Below are 25,287 nucleotides of genomic sequence, written 5' to 3'. Positions count from 1 at the left end.
CAGCCCGTCGGTCTCCGGTGCCGGACGGTCGCGCGCTGTCGCGATGGGGCGCCCGTGACGTCGTACGGCGGGCTTGGCGGGCCCGGCACGGGTGCGGGGGTGCCGCGGGGCCGGGCGGGGGGCCGTACGGGTGTGGCCGAACAGACGGCCGTCGGCGGATCGCCATGCGTGCCCACAGGACCGTTGGGCATGGATCCCCGTGTACGTGTTCGATCAGGAGGGGCAGGTACGGCGACGTGCGGGCGGGGGCCATGAAGAGGCAAGCGCGAGGGGGCGGTCCCGTGGCCATAGGGGCCTCCTCGGCGAAGGCGGGGGAAGAGACCGACACCATCACGGATCGGGCGCACGGGCCTCAGGTCAGGCGCAGACTGGGGCGGGCGGACCTCAGGGCGGTGCCCGAGGCCCGCCGGGAGGTGCGCGAACTGCTGCGGCACTGGGGCAGGCCCGGCCGCTCGGAGATAGCGGAGCTGCTCACCAGCGAACTCGTCACCAACGCGCTCGTGCACACCGACGACGACGCCGTCCTGACCGCCGTCGTCTCACCGCGCGGACTGCGCGTGGAGGTACGGGACTTCGTGGCCCGCAGGCCGCACCTGCGCGCGCCGGACACCGGCGACGGCACCCACGGCAGGGGGCTGGTCCTGGTGCAGTCCCTCGCGGACGCCTGGGGCGTACGGTCGCACGGCGTGGGCAAGTCGGTGTGGTTCGAACTCGGCGCCGAGGCCGCGTGAGCGAGACCGCGTGAGAGAGACGGGAACGGGACGGGGGCGTGACCCGTGCGGTCACGCCCCCGTCCCGTGATGAGCCGAAGTCCTAGCCGAACTGCTGCTCAAGGTCCTTCAGCTTGCGCTCGAGCGAGTCCAGGCGGGGCAGAGCCATTGTGTCGTCCTCCGCCGTGAGGTCGACCGTGAGCGGCTCACCGGCCTTGCGGACCGGCTGAAGGGACGGCCGAGAGCGTACGGGCAGTTGCTCCGGCGACGATATGGCAGGCTCCGCGGTCGCCGGCGCGGGGTCGCGCTCCAGCGCCTGGATCTCGACCTGGCGGCCGCCGGTGCGGCCGACGAAGCCGCGGTGGCCCCGGCTGATCGCCTTCAGCTGGGCGCGCTCCACGCGCTGCTGGTCGCGCCGGCGCTGCCGCGCCTGCTCCTTCTGCTTGGTGTCCTCGCGGACCTCCTCGACGGCCTCGTCCAGGCTCCGCACACCCTCCAGGAGCATCAGCGACCAGGCCTTGTAGGTCTCGCGGGGGGCCCGCAGCCAGCGGACGATGCGGATCTGCGGCAGCGGACGCGGCACCAGACCCTGCTCGCGCAGCGCGGCCCGGCGGGTCTGCTTCAGCGCGCGGTCGAACAGGACGGCCGCGGACAGCGACATGCCGGAGAAGAACTGCGGCGCGCCGTCGTGCCCCGCGCCCCTCGGCGCGTGCACCCAGTTGAACCAGGCCGCGGCCGCGGCGAACAACCACACCAGTATCCGGGAGCCGAGCGCCGCGTCACCGTGGCTGGCCTCGCGCACCGCGAGGACGGAGCAGAACATCGCCGCGCCGTCCAGGCCGAACGGCACCAGGTACTGCCAGCCGCCGGTCAGCCCGAGGTTCTGCTCGCCGAAGCCGACCAGGCCGTGGAAAGAGAGTGCGGCCGCGACCGCCGCACAGCAGAACAGAAGAACATAGGAGGCCGTGCCGTAGATGGCCTCCTTGCGCCTGCGGCGCTCCTCGCTGCGCTCCCACGAGTCGTCGGCGCTCGCGTTCTCCCCGGAGGAGCGCTTGCCGCGCGCGAGCACCGCCACCGCCGCCAGCATGCCCAGGAGCAGTACGGCGCCGGGAAGCAGCCAGTTCAGCGATATGTCGGTCAGTCTCATCAGGGGTCCCTTGCATTGGGATAGGGCGTAACGCCCGCCATAGTGGCCCACACCCGACGGCCCTCAGGGGGTTTCGGGGCAAGAGGCCGCCAAGGAAGTGCAAGGGGATGCCCAGGGCGGCGTTCTGCTCGAACTGCCGCTTGAGGGGCGGGAGTTGAGTTCGAATAAGACTACCCGTACGGATGGTTCCTCGGAAAGTTCCCGGGACACGTGAGGAAGTTGTGAATTACCTGTCCGGAGGTGGGCGGTCCGATTCCGATGATCTTAGTGGACCCGAGGGGTTGCTCCGGACCAGGCTAGATAGGCAAGGCTAGCCTTATCTAGCCCTCCGGGGAGTTTGAAGTGTCGCCTTGTGCGCCTAAGGTGCTTGACGGACAAGTAACAACCCGCCGTTAATGACCCAAGTGCCGAGCAGCCGGAGGAGGACCCCGTGAAGCAGGGCTTGCAGGGCTACCCCCGGGTGCCCGCGCAGCAGCGCGCGGTGGACGTCGACGCGGCCCGGGAACGGGACGTCGCCCTGCCGGGCGCGCGCGGTGAGCACACGCACTGTGAGCGGCCGATTCCCGAGCCCCGGGCCGTCGTGCAGCGCTCCTCGGTGCGTGGGCAGATCCTGGACGCGCTGCGTACGGCGCTGGTGGCGGGTGAGCTGAAGCCCGGCGAGGTGTACTCGGCGCCGGTCCTCGGCGAACGCTTCGGGGTGTCGGCGACACCGGTGCGGGAGGCCATGCAGCAGCTCGCACTGGAGGGTGCCGTCGAGGTCGTGCCCAATCGTGGCTTCCGGGTCGTCGAACGGGGTGCGCGCGAGCTGGCCGAGCTGGCCGAGGTCCGGGCGCTGATCGAGGTGCCCGTGATGCTGCGGCTGGCCCGCGCCGTCCCGGCCGAGCGGTGGGCCGAACTCCGGCCGCTCGCGGAGGCGACGGTACGCGCGGCGTCCTCCGGCTGCGTGGCGACGTACGCGGAGTCCGACCGGGCTTTTCACCGGGCGGTGCTGTCCCTGTCGGGCAACGAGCAGCTGGTCCGGCTCGCGGATGATCTCCACCGGCGGTCGCAGTGGCCGCTGGTCGGGGGACCGGTACGGCACGGCCGGGCGGAGCTGGTGGCGGACGCGGCGGAACACACGGCGCTGCTGGACGCGTTGATCTCGCGGGATCTTGAGGTCGTACGGGCGCTGGTCGGGGAGCACTTCGCCGGCGCGAGCTGAACAGTCGCCTCGTGCCGCAGCTGGCCCGGGGGTGGGTTTCGCTCGCCCGCGCTGGCGGGGTGCCGCTGCGCCCACCCGTGCCGCCTGGGGGTCCCCCCAGGCCCTTAAGGCACTGGGGGAGGCACGACTGCCCGCAGCTAGGGCGGCTTCACGGCCGACGGGACCGCACCCCCCTACGCCGTAGCCGCCCCCGGAGCCGGCGGAGCCAACTGGCGGGCCAGCCAGGTGGGGACGCCCCCGAGCAACCGGAACAGTCGCCGAGCCTCCTCCCGTAGCCGTGAAGCCTCCGGCTCGGACTCCGCGTCGGCCAAGGAGGCCAGCGCGGGCGCTGTACCCACCAAGTAGCCCAACTCCTCGCGGATGCGGAGGGATTCGGCGAAGCCGTGCCGGGCCTCCGCCAACTCGCCGTCCCGTAGGGCGAGTCCGGCCAGGTGCCGCCAGGTGAAGGACAGGAGCAGCGGGTCGGCGTGCGCCGTCGCGCCCGCGTGGGCCCGGCGGTACGCGGCGCGAGCCGCCTGCGGGGAGCGGGCGAGGTTCTCGGCCAGCAGGCCCCGGCGGAAGTCCAGCAGGGCCCGACCCGCGGCCCCCGGGGGGATCAGCGCGGCCGCCCGCCCCAGCGCGGCCCGCGCCTCGTCGGCCCGGTCCCGCACCCCGTGCAGCGTGGCCGCGTAGGCGAGCTGGCCGCGTTCGCAGGCGGCCGCCCCCCGCTCCTCGTCGGTGTGCGCCAGCGCCTCGGCCGTGCGCAGGGCGTCCTCCGCCTCCTCCCAGCCCCGCTCGGTGTACAGACACCGCTCGACCTGCAGCGCGGCCCGCTGCAGGGTCGTGGCCGGGGTGTCCGCCGGGAGCAGCGCCGCCGCGTCGGCCCAGCAGGCCCGCGAGCGCAACCGCCATACCGCGGTCTGGAGAGGATCGTCACCGGCGGTCGTTCCGTTACCAGACATGGCGGAATGCGCCACGTTGCCCTCCCCGAGCACGCCGTCGAGCTGTTGAGTGGTGGCGGCATTCCAGCACCAATGACGGCGCCGGGCCAAGAGGGTGGGTGAAAGATTTCACAAAGTGGCGGGGCATTGGCGTGAGTTGGTTTGATCATCCCACGCCCGCCTGAGCTCAGCTCATCCGCAGCGCCAGGAAGAAGTCCAGCTTGTCCTCCAGGCGCGACAGGTCCCGTCCCGTCAACTGCTCGATGCGGCCCACCCGGTAGCGCAGCGTGTTGACGTGCAGGTGGAGGCGGGTGGCGCAGCGGGTCCAGGAGCCGTCGCACTCCAGGAACGCCTCCAGGGTCGGGATCAGTTCGGCGCGGTGGCGTTGGTCGTAGTCCTTCAGCGGGTCGAGCAGGCGGGCCGTGAAGGCGCGGCGGACGTCGTCCGGGACGAAGGGGAGCAGCAGGACGTGGGAGGCCAGTTCCTGGTGGCCGGCCGCGCAGACCCGGCCGGGGCGGGCCGCGGCGACCCGGCGGGCGTGCCGGGCCTCCTCCAGGGCGCCCCGCAGCCCCTCCGCCGAGTGCACGGCGGCGCTGACGCCGAGGGTGAGGCGCCCGTCGTCGTTCAGGCCCGCCGACAGCGGCTCGCGGACCGTCTGGAGCAGCGCGTCGGCGAGCAGGCCGGACTCCGAGCCGTCGTGCTCGGTGGAGACCGCCGGGAGGGGGACCAGCGCGATGGCCTCGTCGCCCGTGTGCGCGACGGCGATGCGGTCCGAGGGCTCCGGGCCCGTGGCCAGCGGGTCGACCAGGACCTCCTCCAGCAGCGACTGGGCGACCGGGCCGCCCTCGACCGCGCCGCCCTCCCACTCCACGCGGGCCACCACGACCTGCCAGTGCGGGGCCGCCCCGAGGCCGGGCAGCAGCACCGGCGCGGCGACCCTCAGGCGCGCGGCGATCTCGGCGGGCGCCGCGCCCGTCTGCACCAGCTCCAGCACCTCCTGTGCGAGCCGGCGCCGTACCGTGCGCGCCGCGTCCCGGCGGTCCCGTTCGACGGCGATCAGCTGGGTGACGCCCTGGAGCAGGTCGAGGCGCTCTTCGGGCCAGTCGCCCGCGTCCGCCTCGACGGCCAGCAGCCAGTCCGACAGGACCGTCTCGCGGACGTCGCGGGCGGCCTGCGGGGAGCGCCCGGAGGAGCGGATCGGGAAGAGCGAGTACCGGGAGCCGCCCAGCACCATCCGGTGCGGTCCGCGGCGGCCGGTGCGGGCGGCCGCCAGGTGCTCGGCGGCGAGCTTGGCGCAGGTCTCCGGCGGCAGCTCCGGGCCCGTCACCTTCGAGCCCGCGATCAGCCGGCCGGCCGGGGAGAGCACCCAGGCGCGCAGGTCCAGATCGGAGCCGAGCAGGTCGAGGACCACGTCCGGGCCGCCGCCGGCCGGGCCCGAGGTCATCATCCGGCGGTGCCGGTCGACCACGGCGGCCAGGTCCCCGGCCCGCTCGCCGGAGACCTGCCGTACGACGTGCTCGGTGATCGTCGCGAACGCCACCGACTCGTGCACCGCGAACAGCGGCAGCCGGTGCCGGGCGCAGGCCAGCACCAGGTCCTCGGGCACATCGCCCAGCTCGGCCTCACCGGCCGCGAGGGCCGCCACCCCGGCCTGCGCCAGGATGCGCACGAAAGGTTCGGAGTCGTCGGCGTCCCGACGCCAGGCCAGGCCCGTCAGCACCAGCTCGCCGCCGGAGAGGTAGCGGCTCGGGTCGCGCAGGTCGGTGGTCATGACCCCGCGGACCGAGCGGTCCAGCTCGTCCTCGCCGCCGAGCAGCCGCAGGCCCAGCGCATCGGTGTCCAGCAGTGCGCGCAGCCGCATCTCGTCGCCGCCGTTCTTTGTCTCGAAACCTACGATGAATCTTGATGGGTGACGGGGGAGTGACCCGACGCGGGGTGCGCAGGCCGTTCTCCGGGGTCGTCGGGCTGTTTCCAGCGTTTCCCGAGGAAAACGGAGGGGTTGCCGATGACCTCCGTTCATACGAATCTACAAGACGATCGCCGTGGCCAGCCAACTCCTTCATGGTTTCGGTGACTGACCGCGTCGGAGTACGGGGCGGTGTACTGAGTCCACGCCGCGTTAACAGGACATGAACAAGCCGGGCCCGCCGCTCACGGATTGGCTCAATACGTACGACCCACGAGACGAAGCAGAAGAGAGCCGGTCATGGACTTCATTCGCCCCGCCAGCTGGGAGGAGGCGCTCGCCGCGAAGGCCGAGCACCCCACCGCTGTGCCGATTGCGGGTGGCACCGATGTGATGGTCGAGATCAACTTCGACCACCGCCGGCCCGAGTACCTGCTCGACCTGAACCGCATCGGCGACCTCGCCGAGTGGGAGGTCGGCGAGGACACCGTACGGCTGGGTGCCTCCGTCTCGTACACCAAGATCATGGAGAATCTCCGTGCCGAGCTGCCCGGCCTGGCGCTCGCCTCGCACACGGTCGCCTCCCCGCAGATCCGCAACCGCGGCGGCGTCGGCGGCAACCTCGGCACGGCCTCGCCCGCCGGTGACGCCCACCCCGCCCTCCTCTCGGCCGGCGCCGAGGTCGAGGCGGAGTCGGCGGCCCGCGGCACCCGCCTGATCCCGATCGACGAGTTCTACACCGGCGTCAAGCGCAACGCGCTCCAGCCCGACGAACTGATCCGCGCCGTCCACATCAAGAAGGCGGACGGCCCGCAGCAGTACTCCAAGGTCGGCACCCGCAACGCCATGGTCATCGCGGTGTGCGCCTTCGGTCTCGCCCTGCACCCGGAGACCCGCACGGTCCGGACCGGCATCGGCTCCGCCGCCCCGACCCCCGTGCGTGCGAAGACCGCGGAGGACTTCCTGAACGCGGCCCTGGAAGAGGGCGGCTTCTGGGACAACGGAAAGATCATCACCCCGTCGGTCGCCAAGCAGTTCGCGGACCTGTGCTCCGCCGCCTGCAACCCGATCGACGACGTCCGGGGCACCGCGAGCTACCGGCGCCACGCGGTCGGCGTCATGGCCCGCCGGACGCTCACCTGGACCTGGGAGTCGTACCGCGACGCCCGCCTCGCCTCGGAGGGAGCTGCGTAATGCGCGTCAACTTCACCGTCAACGGACGTCCGCAGGAAGCAGACGACGTCTGGGAGGGCGAGTCCCTGCTGTACGTCCTGCGCGAGCGCCTGGGCCTGCCGGGCTCCAAGAACGCCTGCGAGCAGGGCGAGTGCGGCTCCTGCACCGTGCGCCTGGACGGCGTCCCGGTCTGTTCCTGCCTGGTCGCGGCCGGCCAGGTCGAGGGCCGCGAGGTCGTCACCGTCGAGGGCCTCGCGGACTACGCCAAGCAGCGCGCCGAGGGCGGCTGCGCGAGCGGCGCCTGCGGTACGACCCTGCAGGACGCCCAGCAGTGGGCCGCCAAGGGGCAGGACTCCCAGACCGGCGAGGGCACCGAACTCAGCCCCATCCAGCAGGCGTTCATCGACGCCGGCGCCGTCCAGTGCGGCTTCTGCACCCCGGGTCTGCTCGTCGCCGCCGACGAGATGCTGGAGAGCAACCCCGACCCGACCGACGCGGACATCCGCGAGGCGCTGTCGGGCAACCTGTGCCGCTGCACGGGCTACGAGAAGATCATGGACGCGGTCCGTCTGGCGGCCGCCCGCCAGTCCGAGGGGGGCTGACATGCCGACCAACGGCGCTCCTACGAAGATCACGCAGGGCTCCCGGACCAAGGGCGGCATCGGCGAGTCCACGCTCCGCCCGGACGGCACCCTCAAGGTCACCGGCGAGTTCGCGTACTCGTCCGACATGTGGCACGAGGACATGCTGTGGGGCCAGATCCTGCGCTCCACCGTCGCCCACGCCGAGATCGTCTCGATCGACACGGGCGAGGCCCTCGCCACGCCGGGCGTCTACGCGGTCCTGACCTACGACGACCTGCCCACCGAGGTGAAGAACTACGGCCTGGAGATCCAGGACACCCCGGTTCTCGCCCACGGCAAGGTACGTCACCACGGTGAGCCGGTCGCGCTCGTCGCCGCCGACCACCCGGAGACGGCCCGCCGCGCCGCCGCCAAGATCAAGGTGGAGTACAAGGAGCTGCCCGTCATCACCGACGAGGCCTCCGCCACCGCGCCGGACGCCATCCTCGTCCACGAGGGCCGCGACGACCACCACTCCGGCCACGTCCCGCACCCGAACATCGTGCACCGCCAGCCGATCATCCGCGGCAACGTGGAGGAGGCCCGCAAGCGGGCCGACGTGATCGTCGAGGGCGAGTACACCTTCGGCATGCAGGACCAGGCCTTCCTCGGCCCCGAGTCCGGCCTCGCCGTGCCGGAGGAGGACGGCGGCGTCCACCTCTACATCGCCACCCAGTGGCTGCACTCGGACCTGCGCCAGATCGCACCCGTCCTCGGCCTGCCCGAGGAGAAGGTGCGCATGACGCTGGCCGGCGTCGGCGGCGCGTTCGGCGGCCGCGAGGACCTGTCGATGCAGATCCACGCCTGCCTGCTGGCGCTGCGCACCGGCAAGCCCGTCAAGATCGTCTACAACCGGTTCGAGTCCTTCTTCGGGCACGTCCACCGGCACCCGGCGAAGCTCTACTACGAGCACGGCGCCACCAAGGACGGCAAGCTCACGCACATGAAGTGCAAGATCGTCCTGGACGGCGGCGCCTACGCCTCCGCCTCCCCGGCGGTCGTCGGCAACGCCTCCTCGCTGAGCGTCGGCCCGTACGTCATCGACGACGTCGACATCGAGGCCATCGCCCTCTACACCAACAACCCGCCCTGCGGCGCCATGCGCGGCTTCGGCGCGGTCCAGGCGTGCTTCGCCTACGAGGCGCAGATGGACAAGCTGGCGAAGAAGCTGGGCATGGACCCGGTGGAGTTCCGGCAGCTGAACGCGATGGAGCAGGGGACCCTCATGCCGACCGGGCAGCCGGTCGACTCCCCGGCCCCGGTCGCCGAACTGCTGCGCCGCATCAAGGCGATGCCGATGCCGCCCGAGCGCCAGTGGGAGTCCAGCGAGGGCGCCGACGTACGGCAGCTGCCCGGCGGCCTGTCCAACACCACGCACGGCGAAGGCGTCGTACGCGGGATCGGCTACGCGGTCGGCATCAAGAACGTCGGCTTCTCCGAGGGCTTCGACGACTACTCCACCGCCAAGGTGCGCATGGAGGTCGTCAACGGCGAGCCGGTCGCGACCGTGCACACCGCGATGGCGGAGGTCGGCCAGGGCGGTGTCACCGTCCACGCGCAGATCGCCCGCACCGAGCTGGGCGTCACCCAGGTGACGATCCACCCGGCCGACACCCGGGTGGGCAGCGCCGGTTCGACCTCGGCCTCCCGGCAGACGTACGTCACCGGCGGCGCGGTCAAGCACACCAGCGAACTCGTCCGCGAGAAGGTGCTGGAGCTGGGCCGCCGCAAGTTCGGCACCTACCACCCTGCGTGGGCCACCGCCGAACTCCTGCTGGAGGGCGGCAAGGTCGTCACCGAAGGCGGCGAGGTCCTCGGCGACCTGGTCGACGTCCTCGGCGACGAGGCCGTCGAGATCGAGGCGGAGTGGCGGCACCGGCCGACCGAGGCCTTCGACCTGCACACCGGCCAGGGCAACGGACACGTCCAGTACTCCTTCGCCGCGCACCGCGCGGTGGTCGAGGTCGACACCGAACTCGGCCTGGTCAAGGTCATCGAGCTGGCCTGCGCCCAGGACGTCGGCAAGGCCCTCAACCCGCTCTCCGCCGTCGGCCAGATCCAGGGTGGCACCATCCAGGGCCTGGGCGTGGCGGTGATGGAGGAGATCATCGTCGACCCGAAGACCGCGAAGGTCAGGAACCCCTCCTTCACGGACTACCTCATCCCCACGATTCTCGACACGCCGACCATCCCGGTCGACGTGCTCGAACTCGCCGACGACCACGCCCCGTACGGGCTGCGCGGCATCGGCGAAGCCCCGACCCTGTCGTCCACTCCGGCCGTCCTCGCGGCGATCCGGAACGCGACCGGGCTGGAGCTCAACCGCACTCCGGTACGGCCCGAGCACCTGACGGGGACCGCGTAACACCCAAGCTCTCCGGGCGGCGTGAGGGAACGTCACACACTCCGCCGCGCCGCCCGGAGGAACCTCTTTGAGTTCCGCACCGCTCGCGGTCCTTGAAGTACCAGGAAATTCGTTCGTCTCGGGCCGTCCCCCGGGTCGTCCATTCCCCAAATCCCGTGACCGTCAGGACGGTTGCACGGGTGCCCCTTTGAACCTTGGGAGATGGCCCATGACCCAGCAGTCAGTGGAGCCCAGGACCGCAGCCGACGACGCGGGCGATGGCAGCCGCGTTTCGGCCGGGCGTGCCTGGCTCGACAGGTACTTCCACATATCCAAGAGAGGGTCCACGGTCTCGCGAGAGGTCCGCGGCGGCATCACCACCTTCATGGCGATGGCCTACATCCTCCTGCTCAACCCGCTCATCCTGTCCGGCAAGGACGTGGGCGGGGACACGCTCGGCCAGAAGGCCGTCATCACCGCGACCGCGTTCGCGGCGGCCTTCACCACGCTGCTGATGGGCTTCGTCGGCAAGGTGCCGCTCGCGCTCGCCGCCGGCCTCTCCGTCTCCGGCGTCCTGTCCTCACAGGTCGCCCCCAACATGACCTGGCCGCAGGCCATGGGCATGTGCGTGATGTACGGCGTCGTCATCATGCTGCTGGTCGTCACCGGCCTGCGTGAGATGATCATGAACGCGATTCCGCTCGCGCTCAAGCACGGCATCACGATGGGCATCGGCCTCTTCATCGCCCTCATCGGCTTCTACAAGGCCGGCTTCGTGCACCAGGGCGAGCACACCCCCGTCAGCCTCGGCCCGGCGGGCGAACTGGCCGGCTGGCCGGTGCTGCTCTTCGCCGGCACGCTCCTGCTGATCTTCATGCTCCAGGCCCGGAACATCCCCGGCGCCATCCTCATCGGCATCGTCTCCGGCACGATCGTCGCCGCCGTCCTCAACGGGCTCGGCGTCATCGACCCCAAGCAGTGGGCGAACGGCGCCCCCGAACTGCGCGGCAGCGCGGTCTCGATGCCCGACTTCTCGCTCTTCGGGCACGTCGAGTTCGGCGGCTGGGGCAAGGTCGGCGCCATGACCGTCGGCATGATCGTCTTCACGCTCGTGCTCGCCGGGTTCTTCGACGCGATGGCCACCATCATCGGCGTCGGCACCGAGGCCAACCTGGCCGACGACAAGGGCCGTATGCCGGGCCTGTCCAAGGCGCTGTTCATCGACGGCGCCGGCGGTGCGATCGGCGGTGTGGCGGGCGGCTCCGGCCAGACGGTCTTCATCGAGTCGGCCACCGGCGTCGGCGAAGGCGCCCGCACGGGCCTGGCCTCCGTGGTCACCGGCCTGTTCTTCGCGGCCTGTCTCTTCTTCACCCCGCTCACCGCGATCGTCCCGCAGGAGGTCGCCTCCGCCGCCCTGGTCGTCATCGGCGCCATGATGCTGATGAACGCCCGGCACGTGGACTGGGCCGACCGCGCCACCGCGATCCCGGTCTTCCTGACCGTCGTCCTGATGCCGTTCACGTACACCATCACCACCGGTGTCGCCGCGGGCGTCATCTCCTACGTGGCCATCAAGACCGCCCAGGGCAAGGCCCGCGAGATCGGCGCCTTCATGTGGGGTCTGACCGTCATCTTCCTGATCTACTTCGCTCTGCACCCCATCGAGGGTTGGCTCGGCGTGCACTAGTCGCCCGGCCCAACGCTCCTTCCACGCAACCCCGTTAAGGAGACCGAGAGATGCTGGACATCGCCGAGGAGCTGAACCGGTGGGTCGAGCAGGGGCGTGACTTCGCCGTCGCCACCGTGGTGGCCGTCGGCGGCAGCGCCCCGCGCCGGCCCGGCGCCGCCCTCGCGGTGGACGCCGACGGCACGGCCATCGGCTCGGTCTCCGGCGGGTGCGTGGAGGGCGCCGTGTACGAGCTGTGCCAACAGGCGCTCGAAGACGGGGAAACCGTCCTCGAACGCTTCGGGTACAGCGACGAGGACGCGTTCGCCGTCGGCCTGACCTGTGGCGGCATCATCGACATCCTCGTCACACCGGTCCGGGCGGACGGTCCCGCCCGGCCGGTGCTCGCGGCCGCGCTGGCCGCCGCCGCCCGTGGGGAGGCGGCGGCGGTCGCGCGTGTCGTCTCCGGACCGGCCGAACTGCTGGGCCGCGCCCTCCTCGTGCGCACCGACGGCTCCCACGACGGCGGCTTCGGCGCCCACCCCGAACTGGACCGCACGGTCGCCGCCGAGGCCGGCGCCTTCCTGGACGCGGGCCGCACCGGCACCCTGGAGATCGGCGAACAGGGCTCCCGCTGCGGCGCCCCGCTCACGCTCCTGGTCGAGTCGTCGGTCCCCGCCCCCCGCATGATCGTCTTCGGCGCCATCGACTTCGCCTCCGCCCTGGTCCGCGTCGGCAAGTTCCTGGGCTACCACGTCACGGTGTGCGACGCCCGCCCGGTGTTCGCCACCCGCACCCGCTTCCCGGAGGCCGACGAGATCGTCGTCGAGTGGCCCCACAAGTACCTGGAGCGCACCGAGGTCGACGGCCGTACCGTCCTGTGCGTCCTCACCCACGACGCCAAGTTCGACGTACCGCTCCTCGCACTGGCCCTGCGCCTGCCGGTCGCCTACGTCGGCGCGATGGGCTCCCGCCGCACCCACCTCGACCGCAACGAGCGCCTGCGCGAAGTCGGTGTCACCGAGCTGGAGTTGGCCCGCCTGCGCTCCCCGATCGGCCTCGACCTCGGCGCCCGTACGCCCGAGGAGACGGCACTCTCCATCGCCGCGGAGATCGTCGCCAACCGGCGCGGCGGCAGCGGGACGTCCCTGACCGGCGCCCACACCCCGATCCACCACGACCCGACGGCCCTGCCGACACAGCGGATCGGGTCGGTGGCCTGACGGCTCTTTCCGAGCGGCTGCGCCCGGTTCTACGATCTTGACATGAGAGACGGGAGCACGACAGCCGAGGAGCTGCTGACCGCCCGGCTGTCGCTACGACGGCCGGGCGAAGCCGACATCGACGCGATCCTCGCCGTCCACAGCGATCCCGAGACATGCACCCACAACCCCTCCGACGCGCTCGCCCGGTTCGAGGAGGCGGAAGCGCTCTACCTGCGCTGGGACGGCCAGTGGGAGCGGCACGGATACGGGTACTGGGTCGTCCGGCGTCACGGCTCTGCCCGGCAGCTCGGGTTCTGCGGAGTCAAGTCCATGGAACTGCACGGGGAGCGGGTCCTGAACCTCTTCTACCGCTTCGCCAGCGAGGCCTGGGGCCAGGGCTTCGCCGGTGAGGCCGCCGCAGCGGTCACCACCTGGGCGTCCCGGCACGTGCCCGACCTCCCGCTGATCGCGCGTATCCGGCCGGCGAACGTCGCCTCCCAGCGCGTGGCCGTGCGCGCCGGACTCAGCCGGGCGCAGCATCTCGACACCGAGGGATACGACGGCTTCGACTGGATCTACGTCGCACAGCCGGAGCACTGGGCCGCGAAGGGCCGCTGAGAGCGGGGGAGCGGCGGGAGCGGCGCCCTCTCACGCCCGTCTGAGGAGTCTGTTCACCGCCCGTCCGAACACCGCACGTGACGCTCGCTCCAGCACGCCGTCGAAGAAGCGGGGGAGGAGCCGGACCCGCAGTTCCTCCCGCCACACCACCCGGGCGCGGCCCCCGGGCCCGGGGCGGACCTCGATCTCCGCCCAGCCCTGGACGACCCGCCCGCGCTTGTCGAGCCGGCACAGCCCGGGCTCGTCGTCCACCGGCGGATGCCAGACCGTGACTTCCATGGGATCGTTGAAGGAGAGGGGGCCGAGGCCCGAACGGGCCACGAAGCGCGTGCCCTCCCGGGTCGGCGTGGGCGTGACCACGGTGATCCGGGTCAGCGGAACCACATCACCGTGGCGGGGCCACTCCGTGAGCCGTCGCCACGCCTCGTCGAGGGGGAGAGGCACGGTGCGTTCGAAAGAGAAGAAGGGCACGGCACGATCGTAGGGAATCGTCGCCGGTCACCCGCACCTTCGCCCCCGGCTCCGCCGCTCGGCGCAGCCGGGTGTCCGTGAGGAGTCGTATCCGCGAACAGTCGGTGCGAGGGACAGAGCGACGGCCGCCACCCGCTTACGCTTCCTGCCATGGGCCGGGCAACCTGCCCGCCCGCAGGGGGAGTTGATCCACATGCCGCTGAAGACCTACGGCGTCCTCAACGCCCGCGCCGTCGACATCCGACGCGAGGGCGCGAGGGAGACTCCGCACTACCAGATCCATCTCACCGACGACCAGGGGACGCACTACCGCGCCGCGGTCAACGTGCTCTCCCAGCAGAAGCCGGCCGACCTGCTCTACCTGGTCGCCGACGACTTCAAGCACCCGGTGACCGCCCGCCTGGAAGGCCTGTCCGGCGGCTGGAACCCGCTGCCGCCCGGCCCCGGCGGCCCGAACCTGGACTTCGTGCGCGGCAACCTCTTCGACCCGGCCGGACTGCGCACGCTGCCACCGGACGTCGCGGGCCCCGACAACGATCTCGCGGACCTCCTCGACCACTACGTGCAGCGCGCGATCGACGACGCTCAGGCGCGCCTGTATCTCTTCGGCGCCCGCTTCGGGCCCGAACCGGCCGTCAAGGACAAGGTGTTCGGCTTCCTGCCCGGCAACGGCGTCCACGACATCCATATGAACCAGGGCAACAGCGGCCGCTTCAGCGGCGACGACGGTGTCTGGCAGGACGGCGGACTGCTCCTGCACTTCCCCGGCCAGTCCCGCTGGGTCGGCATCTTCCTCGCCTTCCAGAGCCAGTCCTGGCACACCGACGACACCACCGGCCACACCCTCCGCAAGGTCGACGGCAGCCGGCCCGAGCCCGGCACCCGGCCCGTGCGGATCGTGGCGGCGCTCGTCAACCCGAAGGGCCCCGCCCCCGAGGCGGAGACCGTGACCCTCCTCAACGCCTCGCCCGAACCGGTCGACCTGACCGGCTGGAGCCTCGTCGCCCGCGTGGGCCAGGGCACGCCGGTGTCCGCCACGGCCCCCCTCGCGCCGGGCGCCAGCCTCGCCGTCCCGATCACCGACGGCACCCGACTCACCGACCACGGCGGCGAGATCACCCTCCTGGACGCGGCGGGCCTGAAGGTCCACGGTGTCTCGTACACCGCCGAACAGGCCGCTCGCGAAGGCTGGTCCGTGGTGTTCTGACCGGCGATGCCCGATCCGGGGCGCTAGGGTCGGTACACCTTCCCCGGCTCGGCCTTGCCGGGCGCCAGGAGCTGAGGGACCGTCACGAAGACGTAGCCGCGCGCCTTCAGGGCGTCGATGATGCCGGGCACGGCGGGCACGGTGCCCTTGTAGATGTCGTGCAGCAGGATGATCCCGTCCCGGGAGGCCTGGGCGAGGACCCGCTTGGTGATGAGCGCGGAGTCGTTGGTCGTGTAGTCCTTCGCGGTGACGCTCCACAGCACCTCGGCGAGGCCCTCTTCCTTCGCGATCTTGTGCACGTTGGCGTCCGTGCGCCCCTGCGGCGGGCGCATCAGCGTGGGCTTGTGCCCGGTGAGCCGCTCTATCGCGTCGTCGGGCCGCTTCAGCTCCTCGCGTATCTGGGCGTCCGAGATCCGGGTGAGGATCTTGTGGTCCCAGGTGTGGCTCGCCACCTCGTGGCCCTCGGCCGCCATCCGCTTGACCAGCTCGGGGTACTTCTCGATGTGCCGTGCGCCGAGCAGGAAGAAGGTCGCCGGGACCTTCTTCTCCTTGAGGATGTCCAGCAGCCGCGCGGAGTTCTCGCTGGGCCCGGCGTCGAAGGTGAGCGCGATGCACCTGGCCTCGCGGCAGTCGACGGACCCGAAGCGGGCCGGTGCCCCGTGCGCCGCATCGGCCCGCGCCGCGCTCGGCGCGGTCGTGTCGACCTCCGCGCAGCCGGACAGCGTCAGCGCCAGGCAGGCGGCGGCCGAGGCGAGCGCGGACAGACGCAACCTTCGGCGCCCCGTGCGCATCTTCATGTGCGCGTGCTGTGGGGCGGGGTTCATCTCGGTCGAAGTCGAAAGAGGCATGCCGGGACTATATACTCTGTGTATAGCTCATGTGTTCGATTTTTCGTGAGGTGTTCCGACCGCGGGCCCGGCCGCCGTAGCACCATGGAGGTGCGGGGGAGAGAACCCCGGCGAGAGGACGGGCCCATGCACTACCGGGACCGCGCCGAGGCCGGACGGAAACTCGCCGGCCTGCTGAGCGACCTGCGCGACAAGGGCGAGCTTCCCGACCCCGTCGTCCTGGCCCTGCCCCGCGGCGGGATCGCCGTCGCCGCGCCCGTCGCCCGCGCCCTCGACGCCCCGCTCGACGTGCTCGTCGTACGCAAGATCGGCGCCCCGCACCACGCGGAGTTCGCCGTCGGCGCACTCGCGGCCGACGACCCGCCCCTCTTCGACTCGGACACCCTCGACCGCCTGGGCCTGACCGAGGAACGGCTCCGCCCGACCGTGGAGCGGGAACGGGCCGAGCTGGCCCGGCGCGAGCACCGCTACCGCGGCGACCGCCCGCCCCCGGAGCTGAAGGGCCGTACGGTGATCGTCGTCGACGACGGCCTGGCCACCGGCGCCACCGCCCGCGCCGCCCTGCGCCACGTATGGCGCCGGGGTCCGTCCCGGGTCGTGCTGGCCGTCCCGGTCGGCGCCCCGGACTCCCTCGACCAGCTCGCGAACGAGGCCGACGTCATCGTGTGCCCGCACCGCCCGGCCGGGTTCAGCGCCGTCGGCCAGTGGTACGCCGACTTCGGCCAGCTGACCGACGCGGAGGTGCTCGACGTGCTCGACGCACTGCACGCGCGCTGAACGCCGAGGAGCGAGGATGCCCGCACTGGACGCGGCGGAGGCGCGGCGCCGGTTCGGTGCCGCGCGGGTGGCCCGGCTGGCCACGGTGGACGCGGCGGGGCGCCCGCACCTGGTGCCGGTGGTCTTCGCCGGACACGCCGTCGACGGCACCGACCGGCTCGTGACCGCCGTCGACCACAAACCCAAGACCACCGCCCGCCTCAAGCGGCTGGGCAACATCGCCGCACACCCGTCGGTGTGCCTGCTCGCGGACGCCTACGACGAGAACTGGGACCAGCTGTGGTGGGTCCGCGCCGACGGTGAGGCCCGCGTCCTGCCGCCCGACGCGGCCGACCCGGCCGTACGCCACGCCCACGAGACCGCCGTACGGCTGCTGTGCGCGAAGTACCCGCAGTACCGGGACCACCCGCCGGACGGCCCGGTGATCGCCGTCACCGTGCGGAGATGGACCGGGTGGGAGGCCCGCGCGCGGTGACGCCTGACTCGGCGAGGGGTCCGGTACGGACGCCCCCATCCCGCCCGTCCGCGACAATCCCGTGCACACCAGTGGTCCCGGGAGGGCACGCGGAGTAACCTCTCGTGACATGACGCGCACGGGGGAGCGAGCCGTCAAGTCGCGCTTACGGACGCCACCTTGGGTGGCTCGCATCGAAGAACAGGACGGGCGGGTGCTCGGCGCGGGGGTGCTCCTCGCCCCTGACCGGGTGCTCACGGCGGCCCATGTCGTCCGGCCCGGCCGGCCCTACGTCGTCCATTTCGTCGGCGTGCCGGGCGTACCCGGCGTGGCCGCCACGGTCCGGGCGGACGAGCACGTGCCGCAGCGGAAGGACGCCTTCGGCGACCGCAGTGGCGACCTGGCCCTGCTGCGGCTGGCGGACCCGCTGCCCGCCGAACACACCACCCGCCTCTACCGGCTCGCCTCGCCGCACGGACCGGTGAGCATGTACGGCTTCCCGGACGGCGGCGACGACGACGGCGGCCGCTGGCACGGCGCCACCCTGGTCGCCGCCCGCGGCCGGGACCACCAGGTGCAGCTGCGCCCGCAGACCCTGGGCGAGCTGGCCGCGCCGGGCTTCAGCGGCGGGGGAGTGGTCGACCACGAGACCGACGAGGTCATCGGGATCGTCCTCCGCGTCGACGAGGGCCCGGGCTCCGTCTTCACCTACATGAGCCCCACCGAGACCATCCTGAGCCATCTGCCACAGGCCGCCGCCTGGAGCGACGGTGCCGAAGCCGTCGACCCGGCGCTGCGCCCCGGTGCCACGGGCGCCACCGCCCGGCTCGACGTCCCGTTCGCCACCGAACTCGCCTCCTGGTTCCGGGGCGAGGGCTGGCCGGTGCTCGTCACCGTCGTCCCCGCCCGCAGCCCGCGCGCCTGGACCCTCACCCGCGCCGTCACCCTGGCCGACCGGGAGCTGCGCACCCAGCAGAACACCAGCGCCTTCAGCCACGACCCGCCCGAGACCGTACCCCCGGCCGGCGGCCACGATCTCGCCCTGGACGTCAAGGGTATGACGGTCAGTCAGATCATGGACCGGATCGCCGAGCGGCTCGGCATCCGCGGCGACCCCCGGCCCGAACGGCTCGGCGCCCTGCGCGTCCCGCTCGCCGCCGTCCTGGTCGGCGTCGACCAGGCCGCCGAACCCGACGCCCTGCTCGCCCTGTTGGACCGGCTCGCCCGGCAGGGAGCCCGGCTGCTCCTGGTCCTCCGCCGCCGCGGCGGCCGCGCGGCCCAGGCCGCCGAGTCCTTCGTCCGGCGTCCGCTGCGCACCCGCTGGGCCCGGCTGCACCGCGAACTCGACCACATCGTCGACGAGTTGGGGCCCGCGCTCGACGAACGCCGGGACCGCGTGGCGGTGGACCCCGGCACCCGGCAGCTGCTGGACCAGGCCGAGGCCGGCGTGCGGCGCACCCGGATGCTGCTCGCCTGGATCGCCCACACTCCCGAGCGGGAGCGGGAACCCCGCCACGCCGACCTGCTGTTCACCTTCGAGGACGCCGCCGAGCGCCGCCGCCAGCGCCTGGAACAGGCGATCTCGGTCCTCGACGACCGGCTGCGCCGCCGCGAGGAACTCCTCGGCCGGGTCTCCGCCGAGTGGCCGCTGTGCCGGGAACGGGCCGCGGCCCAGGGCGGCGACCGGGTCATGGAGGCCCACCGGCTCTACGAACGCGCCCTGTCGCTGCTGAGGCAGAGCCCCTGCGACGTGGACGAGGCGGAGACCGCCGCCCGGCGGTTCGTCGGCTTCTGCTCTGGCACGGCAACCGGAAGGGACGGCACCCCATGACCTCGTGCATCCGGCCCGGCTGCGCGGGCCACATCATGGGCACCGGCTTCTGCGACACCTGCGGACACCGGCACCTGGAGCCACGGACCGAGCCGCAGTCCGAGCGGCAGTCCGAGCCACGGACCGAGCCCGCGCCCCCGCCGACCGGCCCCGGCGCCGAGGAGCCGCCCGGCCCGCAGCCCACCCACGCCGTCGCCGGAGTCGGCGAACTCGACCAGCACGGACTGGTCCGGCTGCCCGACGTCCCCGACCCCGAGGGCGGACTCGTCGAGGACCCCCGGCCGCCCACCGGCGGCCGCCGCTGCGGCGCGAACGGCTGCACCATGACCATCGGCATCGGCTACGGCGGCCAGCCCGCCCGTGCCACCGGCCGATGTCCCCGCTGCGGCACCCCCTACTCCTTCCTGCCCCAACTCGACAAGGGCGACCTGGTCGCCGGCCACTACCGGATCCTCGGCTGCCTCGCCCGCGGCGGCCTCGGCTGGATCCACCTCGCCGAGGACACCCGCGCCGACGGCTACCGCGTCGTCCTCAAAGGGCTGATCAACGTCCACGACGCGCTCGCCCGCCGCAACGCCGTCGAGGAGCGCCGCTCGCTCACCGATCTGCACCACCCGGACATCGTCCGCATCATCACCTACGTCGAACACCAGGCACCCGGCCGCTCGCCCACCGGCTACCTGGTGATGGACTACATCGGCGGCCGCTCCCTGCAGCAGCTCTTCGACGCCGACGACGCCGAGCGGATCTTCCAGGGCCGCCCCCGCCTCGACCACGTCCTCAGCTACGGCTGCAAGATCCTCGGCGCCCTGCAGTACATGCACGAACGCGGGCTGCTCTACTGCGACATGAAGCCCGCCAACGTCATCCACTTCGGACGGGCGATCAAGGTCATCGACCTCGGCGCGGTCCGCGCGATCGGCGACCGCGGCTCGGCCTACGTCTACACCGCGAGCTTCGCCCCGCCCAAGGAGGAGATCGACAGCCGCGGCTGGCACGTCGACAGCGACCTCTACACCGTGGGCATGACCCTGCAGGCCCTGGCCCGGGGCACCGAAGCCGCCCGCGGCCTCGCCCCCGACTCCTTCCGCCGTCTCATCGACCGCGCCACCCACGCCGAACCCCGCGCCCGGTTCCGCTCGGCCGCCGAGATGTCCCGCCAACTCTGGGAGGTCCTGCGGGAGTTCCGCTCGCTGCAGTTCGGCGAGCAACTGCCCGAGAGCTCCACCCGGTTCCGCGCCACCGAAGCCAGCCTCGACGCCGGACTCGGCGCGATCCCCGCCCTGGAGCACTGGACCGGCCGGCCCGGTGAGCACCCCGCCGATCTCGACGTCTCCCCGCCCTCGGCCGCCGAGGTCGCCGGCGCCCTGCCGGAACCGGTCCCCGACCCCGACGACGGCGCCGCCCTGCTGCTCGGCACCTTCCCGCCCGACGCCCCCGACCGGGTCGCCCGGCAGTGGCCCCGCGAATCCCGCCTCGGCACCCCTGAGACCGCGCTGTGGCTGTGCCGCGCCTACCTCAGACAGGGCGCGCAGAGCGAGGCCGAGAGCTGGCTGGCCGAGGCCGAGACCCTGCTCGGCGAGCGCGCCGCCGCATACGACTGGCGCATCGCCTGGCACCGCGGCGTGCTCCACCTGAGCGAGGCCGAGGTACGGCACGCCGGCAGCTGCTTCGAGGCCGTCTACCGGGCGCTGCCCGGCGAGTACGTGCCCAAACTGGCCCTCGGGTACTGCGCCGAACACGGCGGCGAGCAGCGTACGGCCCGGGCGATGCGGTTCTACGAGGCCGTGTGGGCCCGGGACTTCGCCCACACCGCCGCGGCGTTCGGCCTGGCCCGCGGCCACCTGGCCACGGGCGACCGGGACGCGGCCGTACGCGTCCTCGACGACGTCCCCGCCACCTCCCGGCACTACGACGCCGCCCGCGTCGCGGCCGTCCGCATCCGCGCCGGTGTCCTGCACGGCCACGCTCCGTCCGTGGCCGACCTGCGCGACGCGGACCGCCGTCTGCCCGAGCTGCACCTGGACGGCGGCGCCGCCGCCGGCGAGTCGCGGGCCCGGCTGGTCGCCGAGGTCCGGGAGAACGCCCTGCACGGCCGCCCGGAGTCCGGCTGGGGGCCGGAGTTCCCCGCCGGCGACCTGCTCGGAGCCGGTGCCGAGGACACCCTGCGCACCCTGTTGGAGCAGTCCTTCCGGCAACTGGCCGCACAGGCGCGCACCGCGGGCGAACACGGCCGGCTGCTCGACCTGGCCCATGCCGTACGGCCGATGAGCAGGTTCTGACGCGTGGACGACACGGGCGACACCGGGGAAGCGAGGGGGACGCGACCATGAGCGTGAGCGGGAGAGGCGAGCACACCGAGGACGTCACGGTGACCCTCGCGGTCGGCCAGGAGAAGGAACTGCCCGTCGTGCCGACCGCGGCCGGGCGGTCCCGCGACCGGGAGATGCACGCCATCCTGGAGATCGAGGTCCGGAACAACGGCGCCCAGGGCCTCGTCACCGGGGGCGTCCGCGGGTCCGGGCCCGCCCTCGCCGAGGTGCTGATCGTCGACACCTCCCGCTCCATGCTCCACCCGGACGCCAAACTGCGCGCCGCCAAGGACGCCACGGTCGCCGCCCTGAGGCTGCTGCCGGAGGGCACCGCGTTCGCCGTGCTCTCCGGCCGGTTCGACGCCACGGTGGTGCACCCCGGCCCCGACCACGAGGTCATGGCCGTCGCCGGGCCCGCCGAGCGGGCGGCCGCCGAACGCGCCGTACGACTCCTGGACGCGAACGGCGGCACCGCCATCGGCCACTGGCTCGACCTGGCCCGGCGGCTGCTGAGCAAGCAGTCCGCGCCCGTCAAACACGTCCTGCTGCTCACCGACGGGCGCAACGAACACGATCACCGCGCCGCCATGCGCCTGGACACCGCCCTGGAGGCCTGCGACGGCCGGTTCGTCTGCGACGCCTGGGGCATCGGCGACGACTGGGACGCCGACCTCCTGCTGGGCATCACCCGGCGGCTGCACGGCCGGGCCGGAGCGGTCCGCCGCGAGTCGGAACTCCCGGCCGCCTACGAGGAGTTGATGAACGGACTGCTCGGTACCGCCGTCCCCGAGCTGCGCATCAAGATCACCCCGACGCCCGGCACGGTGATCCGCCAGGTCAAGCAGGTCGTACCGAACGAGCAGGAACTCCTCGCCACCGGCGCCGAGTTGGGCGCCCGCGGCACCGAGTACGTCACCCGGGCCTGGGGCGAGGAGACCCGGCACTTCCAGGTCGTGCTGACCGCCGACCCGACCGGCCGCGAGATCGGCGAGGACCTCCAGCTCGCCGCCGTGGACGTGGTCGTACCCGACTTCGGGCGCACCGTGCGGCTGCCCGCTCCGCAGCCCGTCCTGGTGCGCTGGACCGACAACCCGCTCGACGCGTCTCGGCAGCATCCCGGGGTCCGCCGCCACGAGGTGTACCAGCAGGCGAGCGCCGCCGTGGCCCGGGCCTACCGGGCCTGGCTGCGCCGCGCCGAGGGCAGGGCGGAGGCGGACCGGGAACTCGCCCGGGCGCTGGCGCTGGCCGAGGACCTGGGCGACGCCCAACTGCTGGGCGCCCTGCGCCGGATCGAGGCCGAGCCGGGCACGGGCCGGGTCCGCGACGGCCTCAAGGACGTCGACTGGCAGCACCTGATCCTCTCCAGCGCCATGACCACCCCGCCGGAGCAGCCCGCCGCGGGTCCGCCCGCCGCCGGTCCACCGGCCATCGGCGTTGAGGCCCCGCCTGGCGCCGACGACCTCGTCGAGTGCCCGGACTGCGGCTGGCTCGGCCCGGCGGACTCGGTGTACTGCGGGGGCAAGTGCGGCCGCCTGCTGAGGGGGGCCTGATGAGCGTCGACGCCAGAAGCAGGCCGGGCAGAGCCGTGCGCCCCGGCACGGGCCCCCGCGACCGGACCCCGCTGCCCCGCTTCCTCGGCCGCCTCCTCGGCGCCGGGCGACGACCGCCGGAGCCGGGCAGCACGACCGCGTACGAACTCGGTCTGCGCCGGCGTCTGCTGCTGGCCCTCACGGCCCTGCTGACCCTGTCCCTGTTCCTGTCCTACGAGGGGGTGCACGCGGACGCCAACCCGCTGCGCACCTCCAGCGCTCCCGCCGTCGTCGCCATCGACACCGCGCTGTACGCGCTCGACGAGGCACAGGCGGACGCGACCGGCGGGACCCCGTCGACCAGCGAGTTCCAGAAGCAGATCTCGGTGGCCGCGCAGAGCCTCGCCCTGGCCGCCGCCGACGACGTGGGCGGCCCGGGCGGACGGCAGGCCCTGCAGACGGTCGCCGGACTGATCACCGGGTACACGGGGATGGTCCAGAAGGCCCAACTGGAGCCCCAGGGAAGCGTGTTGCAGGACGCCTACCTGAGCTACGCGACCAGCATGCTGAAGACCGCGAAGACCGGCATCGAGGACCGGCTCAGACAGCTGCAGGACGAACATCGCACCGTGGTCGGCCGGCAGACCTCCTTCGGGTGGGCGCTGTGGCTCGGCTGGAGCGTGACCGCGCTGCTCGTCCTCGCCCTGGGCGCGGCCCTGGTGGAGACCCAGTTCTTCCTGCGCCGCCGCTTCCGGCGCAGGTTCAACCGTCAACTCGTCGCCGCGTGCGGTCTGCTGGCCGCAGGGTTCGCGACCCTCGTGCTGTTCACGGTGTGGACGCGCCAGGGCATGACGGACACCCGCGGTCTGCTCGACCGGCTGGTGACCGGGCAGGCCGTCACGGACGCGGGGCAGCACACCGCCGCGTACCTGGCGCACACCGGTTTCCGCGCGGCGGCCTCGGCGTGGATCGTGATGGGAGGCATCGTGCTCATGGCGCTGACCGAGACGGGTCTGCGGCAGCACATCAACGACTACCGGTTCAGGCCCCGGTGAGCGCCCCCGCGGCCACCCCGCGTACCCGGCGCCGCCTGGCGCGCACGGTCACCGTGCTGGCGAGCTGCCTGGCCGTGCTCGCGGCGGCCGTCGTACTGGGCGCACGCGCCCTCGGGCGGGAACCGACCGTCACCCTGCTCGCCAACTGGACGGGCGCGGACGAGCAGTACTTCCGGAAGGCGGTCATCGGCCCCTTCGAGCGCAAGTACCACGTCCACGTCGACTACCAGGGCAGCTCCGCGCAGAGCCAGGTGCTCAGCGCCGACGTCGAGGCCGGCACACCGCCCGACGTGGTGGTGCTCACCGGCCCCGGCGAACTCGCCGCCTACGCGGACCAGGGGCAGCTGCGGCCGCTCGAGAAGCTCATCCCACAGGGCGACTTCAGCAAGTCCTGGGTAACCCCGAGGAAAGGGCACGTGTACTGGTTCCCGCTCAAGGCCGACCTCAAGAGCATGGTCTGGTACCCGCCGGGAGTCAGCGCGCAGCAGCGCCAGAACGCCGCGAAGCGGCCGGGCCAGTGGTGCCTCGGCATGGGCTCGGGCGCCACCAGCGGCTGGCCCGGCACCGACTGGATCGAGGACATCCTGCTGCAGCAGTACGGCCCCGGCACCTACGAGCGCTGGGCGCGGGGCCTGCTGCCCTGGCAGTCCAAGGAGGTGAAGGGGGCCTGGACCACCTGGGGGACCATGGTCGGCGCCGGAGGATCCAGGGATCTGGTCCTGCGCGCACTGCGGACCGAGTACCAAGAGGCGTCCGAGCTGGTTAGGATGCATCCGCCCCAGTGCACCCTGGAGCACCAGGCCTCCTTCATCCGCAACCTGGATCCGTGGAAGGAGGCGCGCGGCCGCTACGAGCACTCGGCCCGCCTCGTTCCCGGCGCCACCACGGACGACGCCTGGGAGGTCTCCGGCGACCTGGTCGCCCTGCTGCACGCCACCCCGCAGGCGCAGGACCTGATCCGGCACCTCGCCTCCGCCGAGACCCAGCGGGCGTGGAGCACCAAGGAAGCCGGCCTCTCCGTCAGCGCCCACGCGCAGCCGACGGCCGGTGACTCCACCCCCGACTGGCGCCGCTCCCTGGCCCGGACCCTCCTCGACCCCAAGGCGGTCCACTGCTTCGACGCCTCCGACGCCATGCCACCCCCGGTGCGCGACGCCTTCGCCCAGGCGACCATCGACTTCCTCGCCGATCCGCGCCAGCTGGACGACCTGCTGAAGAACCTGGACAGCCTGGGCAGCGCGGAGAACCTGAGCTGGGTGACATCCGTATGCGACCGCACGTAGACGAGGA

Annotated in this window: 21 protein-coding genes; 16 read left to right on the top strand and 5 right to left on the bottom strand. The window is 72.6% G+C overall.

All coding sequences use genetic code 11. The features are described 5' to 3' along the window. The first annotated feature begins 281 nt into the window (after positions 1 to 281). Positions 282 to 731 carry an ATP-binding protein gene (locus CRP49_RS00635; protein ID WP_097251647.1) on the top strand — a complete coding sequence of 150 codons (450 nt, stop codon included), beginning with the start codon at positions 282 to 284 and terminating at the stop codon, positions 729 to 731. Positions 732 to 813: 82 nt separating this feature from the next. Here CRP49_RS00635 and CRP49_RS00630 read toward each other — a convergent pair whose 3' ends face one another. Further along, positions 814 to 1,857 carry a DUF2637 domain-containing protein gene (locus CRP49_RS00630; RefSeq protein ID WP_097251646.1) on the bottom strand — a complete coding sequence of 348 codons (1,044 nt, stop codon included), beginning with the start codon at positions 1,855 to 1,857 and terminating at the stop codon, positions 814 to 816. A 430-nt stretch (positions 1,858 to 2,287) separates the two neighbouring features. Here CRP49_RS00630 and CRP49_RS00625 point away from each other — a divergent pair, with 430 nt between their 5' ends. Continuing rightward, entirely contained in the window at positions 2,288 to 3,058 is a 771-nt protein-coding gene (locus CRP49_RS00625; protein ID WP_097251645.1) for a GntR family transcriptional regulator, read from the top strand. A 173-nt stretch (positions 3,059 to 3,231) separates the two neighbouring features. Here the strand turns inward: CRP49_RS00625 and CRP49_RS00620 are convergent, their stop codons facing one another. Together CRP49_RS00620 and CRP49_RS00615 are read right to left on the bottom strand one after the other, a co-directional pair. Next, positions 3,232 to 3,999, bottom strand: a complete 768-nt coding sequence (locus CRP49_RS00620) for a hypothetical protein (RefSeq protein WP_179851453.1) — start codon at positions 3,997 to 3,999, stop codon at positions 3,232 to 3,234. A 166-nt stretch (positions 4,000 to 4,165) separates the two neighbouring features. After that, positions 4,166 to 5,839: a PucR family transcriptional regulator ligand-binding domain-containing protein gene (locus tag CRP49_RS00615; RefSeq protein ID WP_094219898.1), complete on the bottom strand. Its 1,674-nt coding sequence runs from the start codon at positions 5,837 to 5,839 to the stop codon at positions 4,166 to 4,168. Positions 5,840 to 6,184: 345 nt separating this feature from the next. Between CRP49_RS00615 and CRP49_RS00605 the strand changes: the two genes are divergently transcribed. From CRP49_RS00605 to CRP49_RS00580, 6 genes are all read left to right on the top strand, one after another. After that, positions 6,185 to 7,078 carry a xanthine dehydrogenase family protein subunit M gene (locus tag CRP49_RS00605; RefSeq protein WP_097251643.1) on the top strand — a complete coding sequence of 298 codons (894 nt, stop codon included), beginning with the start codon at positions 6,185 to 6,187 and terminating at the stop codon, positions 7,076 to 7,078. Next, on the top strand, positions 7,078 to 7,659 hold the full coding sequence (locus tag CRP49_RS00600; RefSeq protein ID WP_097251642.1) for a (2Fe-2S)-binding protein: 582 nt from the start codon (positions 7,078 to 7,080) through the stop codon (positions 7,657 to 7,659). Before CRP49_RS00605 ends, CRP49_RS00600 begins: the two co-directional genes overlap by 1 nt. 1 nt (position 7,660) lies before the next feature. After that, on the top strand, positions 7,661 to 10,045 hold the full coding sequence (locus CRP49_RS00595; RefSeq protein WP_097251641.1) for a xanthine dehydrogenase family protein molybdopterin-binding subunit: 2,385 nt from the start codon (positions 7,661 to 7,663) through the stop codon (positions 10,043 to 10,045). A 208-nt stretch (positions 10,046 to 10,253) separates the two neighbouring features. Further along, positions 10,254 to 11,711 (top strand): NCS2 family permease, encoded by a 1,458-nt coding sequence (locus CRP49_RS00590; protein WP_097251640.1) that lies wholly within the window; start codon positions 10,254 to 10,256, stop codon positions 11,709 to 11,711. Between the two features lie 50 nt (positions 11,712 to 11,761). Beyond that, on the top strand, positions 11,762 to 12,913 hold the full coding sequence (locus CRP49_RS00585) for an XdhC family protein (RefSeq protein WP_097251639.1): 1,152 nt from the start codon (positions 11,762 to 11,764) through the stop codon (positions 12,911 to 12,913). 42 nt (positions 12,914 to 12,955) lie between these two features. Beyond that, entirely contained in the window at positions 12,956 to 13,513 is a 558-nt protein-coding gene (locus CRP49_RS00580) for a GNAT family N-acetyltransferase (protein ID WP_097251638.1), read from the top strand. A gap of 30 nt (positions 13,514 to 13,543) precedes the next feature. Here CRP49_RS00580 and CRP49_RS00575 read toward each other — a convergent pair whose 3' ends face one another. Further along, positions 13,544 to 13,984, bottom strand: a complete 441-nt coding sequence (locus CRP49_RS00575; protein WP_097251637.1) for an SRPBCC family protein — start codon at positions 13,982 to 13,984, stop codon at positions 13,544 to 13,546. Positions 13,985 to 14,177: 193 nt separating this feature from the next. Here CRP49_RS00575 and CRP49_RS00570 point away from each other — a divergent pair, with 193 nt between their 5' ends. Then, a complete protein-coding gene (locus tag CRP49_RS00570; RefSeq protein ID WP_097251636.1) occupies positions 14,178 to 15,191 on the top strand; it encodes a DUF2278 family protein in 1,014 nt (337 codons plus the stop codon). A 23-nt stretch (positions 15,192 to 15,214) separates the two neighbouring features. On the opposite strand, the gene CRP49_RS00565 is transcribed toward CRP49_RS00570, so the two are convergent. Next, positions 15,215 to 15,982, bottom strand: a complete 768-nt coding sequence (locus CRP49_RS00565) for a polysaccharide deacetylase family protein (RefSeq protein WP_373560384.1) — start codon at positions 15,980 to 15,982, stop codon at positions 15,215 to 15,217. Positions 15,983 to 16,165: 183 nt separating this feature from the next. Between CRP49_RS00565 and CRP49_RS00560 the strand changes: the two genes are divergently transcribed. The 7 genes from CRP49_RS00560 (at position 16,166) to CRP49_RS00530 (ending at position 25,280) form a co-directional block, all read left to right on the top strand. Beyond that, positions 16,166 to 16,816 (top strand): phosphoribosyltransferase, encoded by a 651-nt coding sequence (locus CRP49_RS00560; protein WP_097251634.1) that lies wholly within the window; start codon positions 16,166 to 16,168, stop codon positions 16,814 to 16,816. Between the two features lie 16 nt (positions 16,817 to 16,832). Further along, positions 16,833 to 17,291, top strand: a complete 459-nt coding sequence (locus tag CRP49_RS00555) for a TIGR03668 family PPOX class F420-dependent oxidoreductase (protein WP_097251633.1) — start codon at positions 16,833 to 16,835, stop codon at positions 17,289 to 17,291. Between the two features lie 163 nt (positions 17,292 to 17,454). Then, entirely contained in the window at positions 17,455 to 19,101 is a 1,647-nt protein-coding gene (locus CRP49_RS00550; RefSeq protein WP_257033288.1) for a serine protease, read from the top strand. Continuing rightward, a complete protein-coding gene (locus CRP49_RS00545) occupies positions 19,098 to 21,383 on the top strand; it encodes a serine/threonine-protein kinase (protein WP_097251631.1) in 2,286 nt (761 codons plus the stop codon). The genes CRP49_RS00550 and CRP49_RS00545 overlap by 4 nt, the downstream gene beginning before the upstream one ends. Before the next feature lie 47 nt (positions 21,384 to 21,430). Further along, positions 21,431 to 22,963 carry a VWA domain-containing protein gene (locus tag CRP49_RS00540; RefSeq protein ID WP_097251630.1) on the top strand — a complete coding sequence of 511 codons (1,533 nt, stop codon included), beginning with the start codon at positions 21,431 to 21,433 and terminating at the stop codon, positions 22,961 to 22,963. After that, the gene (locus tag CRP49_RS00535) at positions 22,963 to 23,997 is read left to right on the top strand and encodes a hypothetical protein (protein ID WP_143669939.1); all 1,035 of its coding nucleotides are present in this window, start codon (positions 22,963 to 22,965) and stop codon (positions 23,995 to 23,997) included. Before CRP49_RS00540 ends, CRP49_RS00535 begins: the two co-directional genes overlap by 1 nt. Beyond that, on the top strand, positions 23,994 to 25,280 hold the full coding sequence (locus CRP49_RS00530; protein WP_097251628.1) for an ABC transporter substrate-binding protein: 1,287 nt from the start codon (positions 23,994 to 23,996) through the stop codon (positions 25,278 to 25,280). The genes CRP49_RS00535 and CRP49_RS00530 overlap by 4 nt, the downstream gene beginning before the upstream one ends. The last annotated feature ends 7 nt before the right edge of the window (positions 25,281 to 25,287 follow it).

It is taken from the genome of Streptomyces sp. Ag109_G2-15 (genome assembly GCF_900215565.1).
GTDB lineage: Bacteria > Actinomycetota > Actinomycetes > Streptomycetales > Streptomycetaceae > Streptomyces > Streptomyces diastatochromogenes.
The sequence above is the reverse complement of the archived record's forward strand: the minus strand, read 5'-3'. Positions and strand labels throughout refer to the sequence as shown.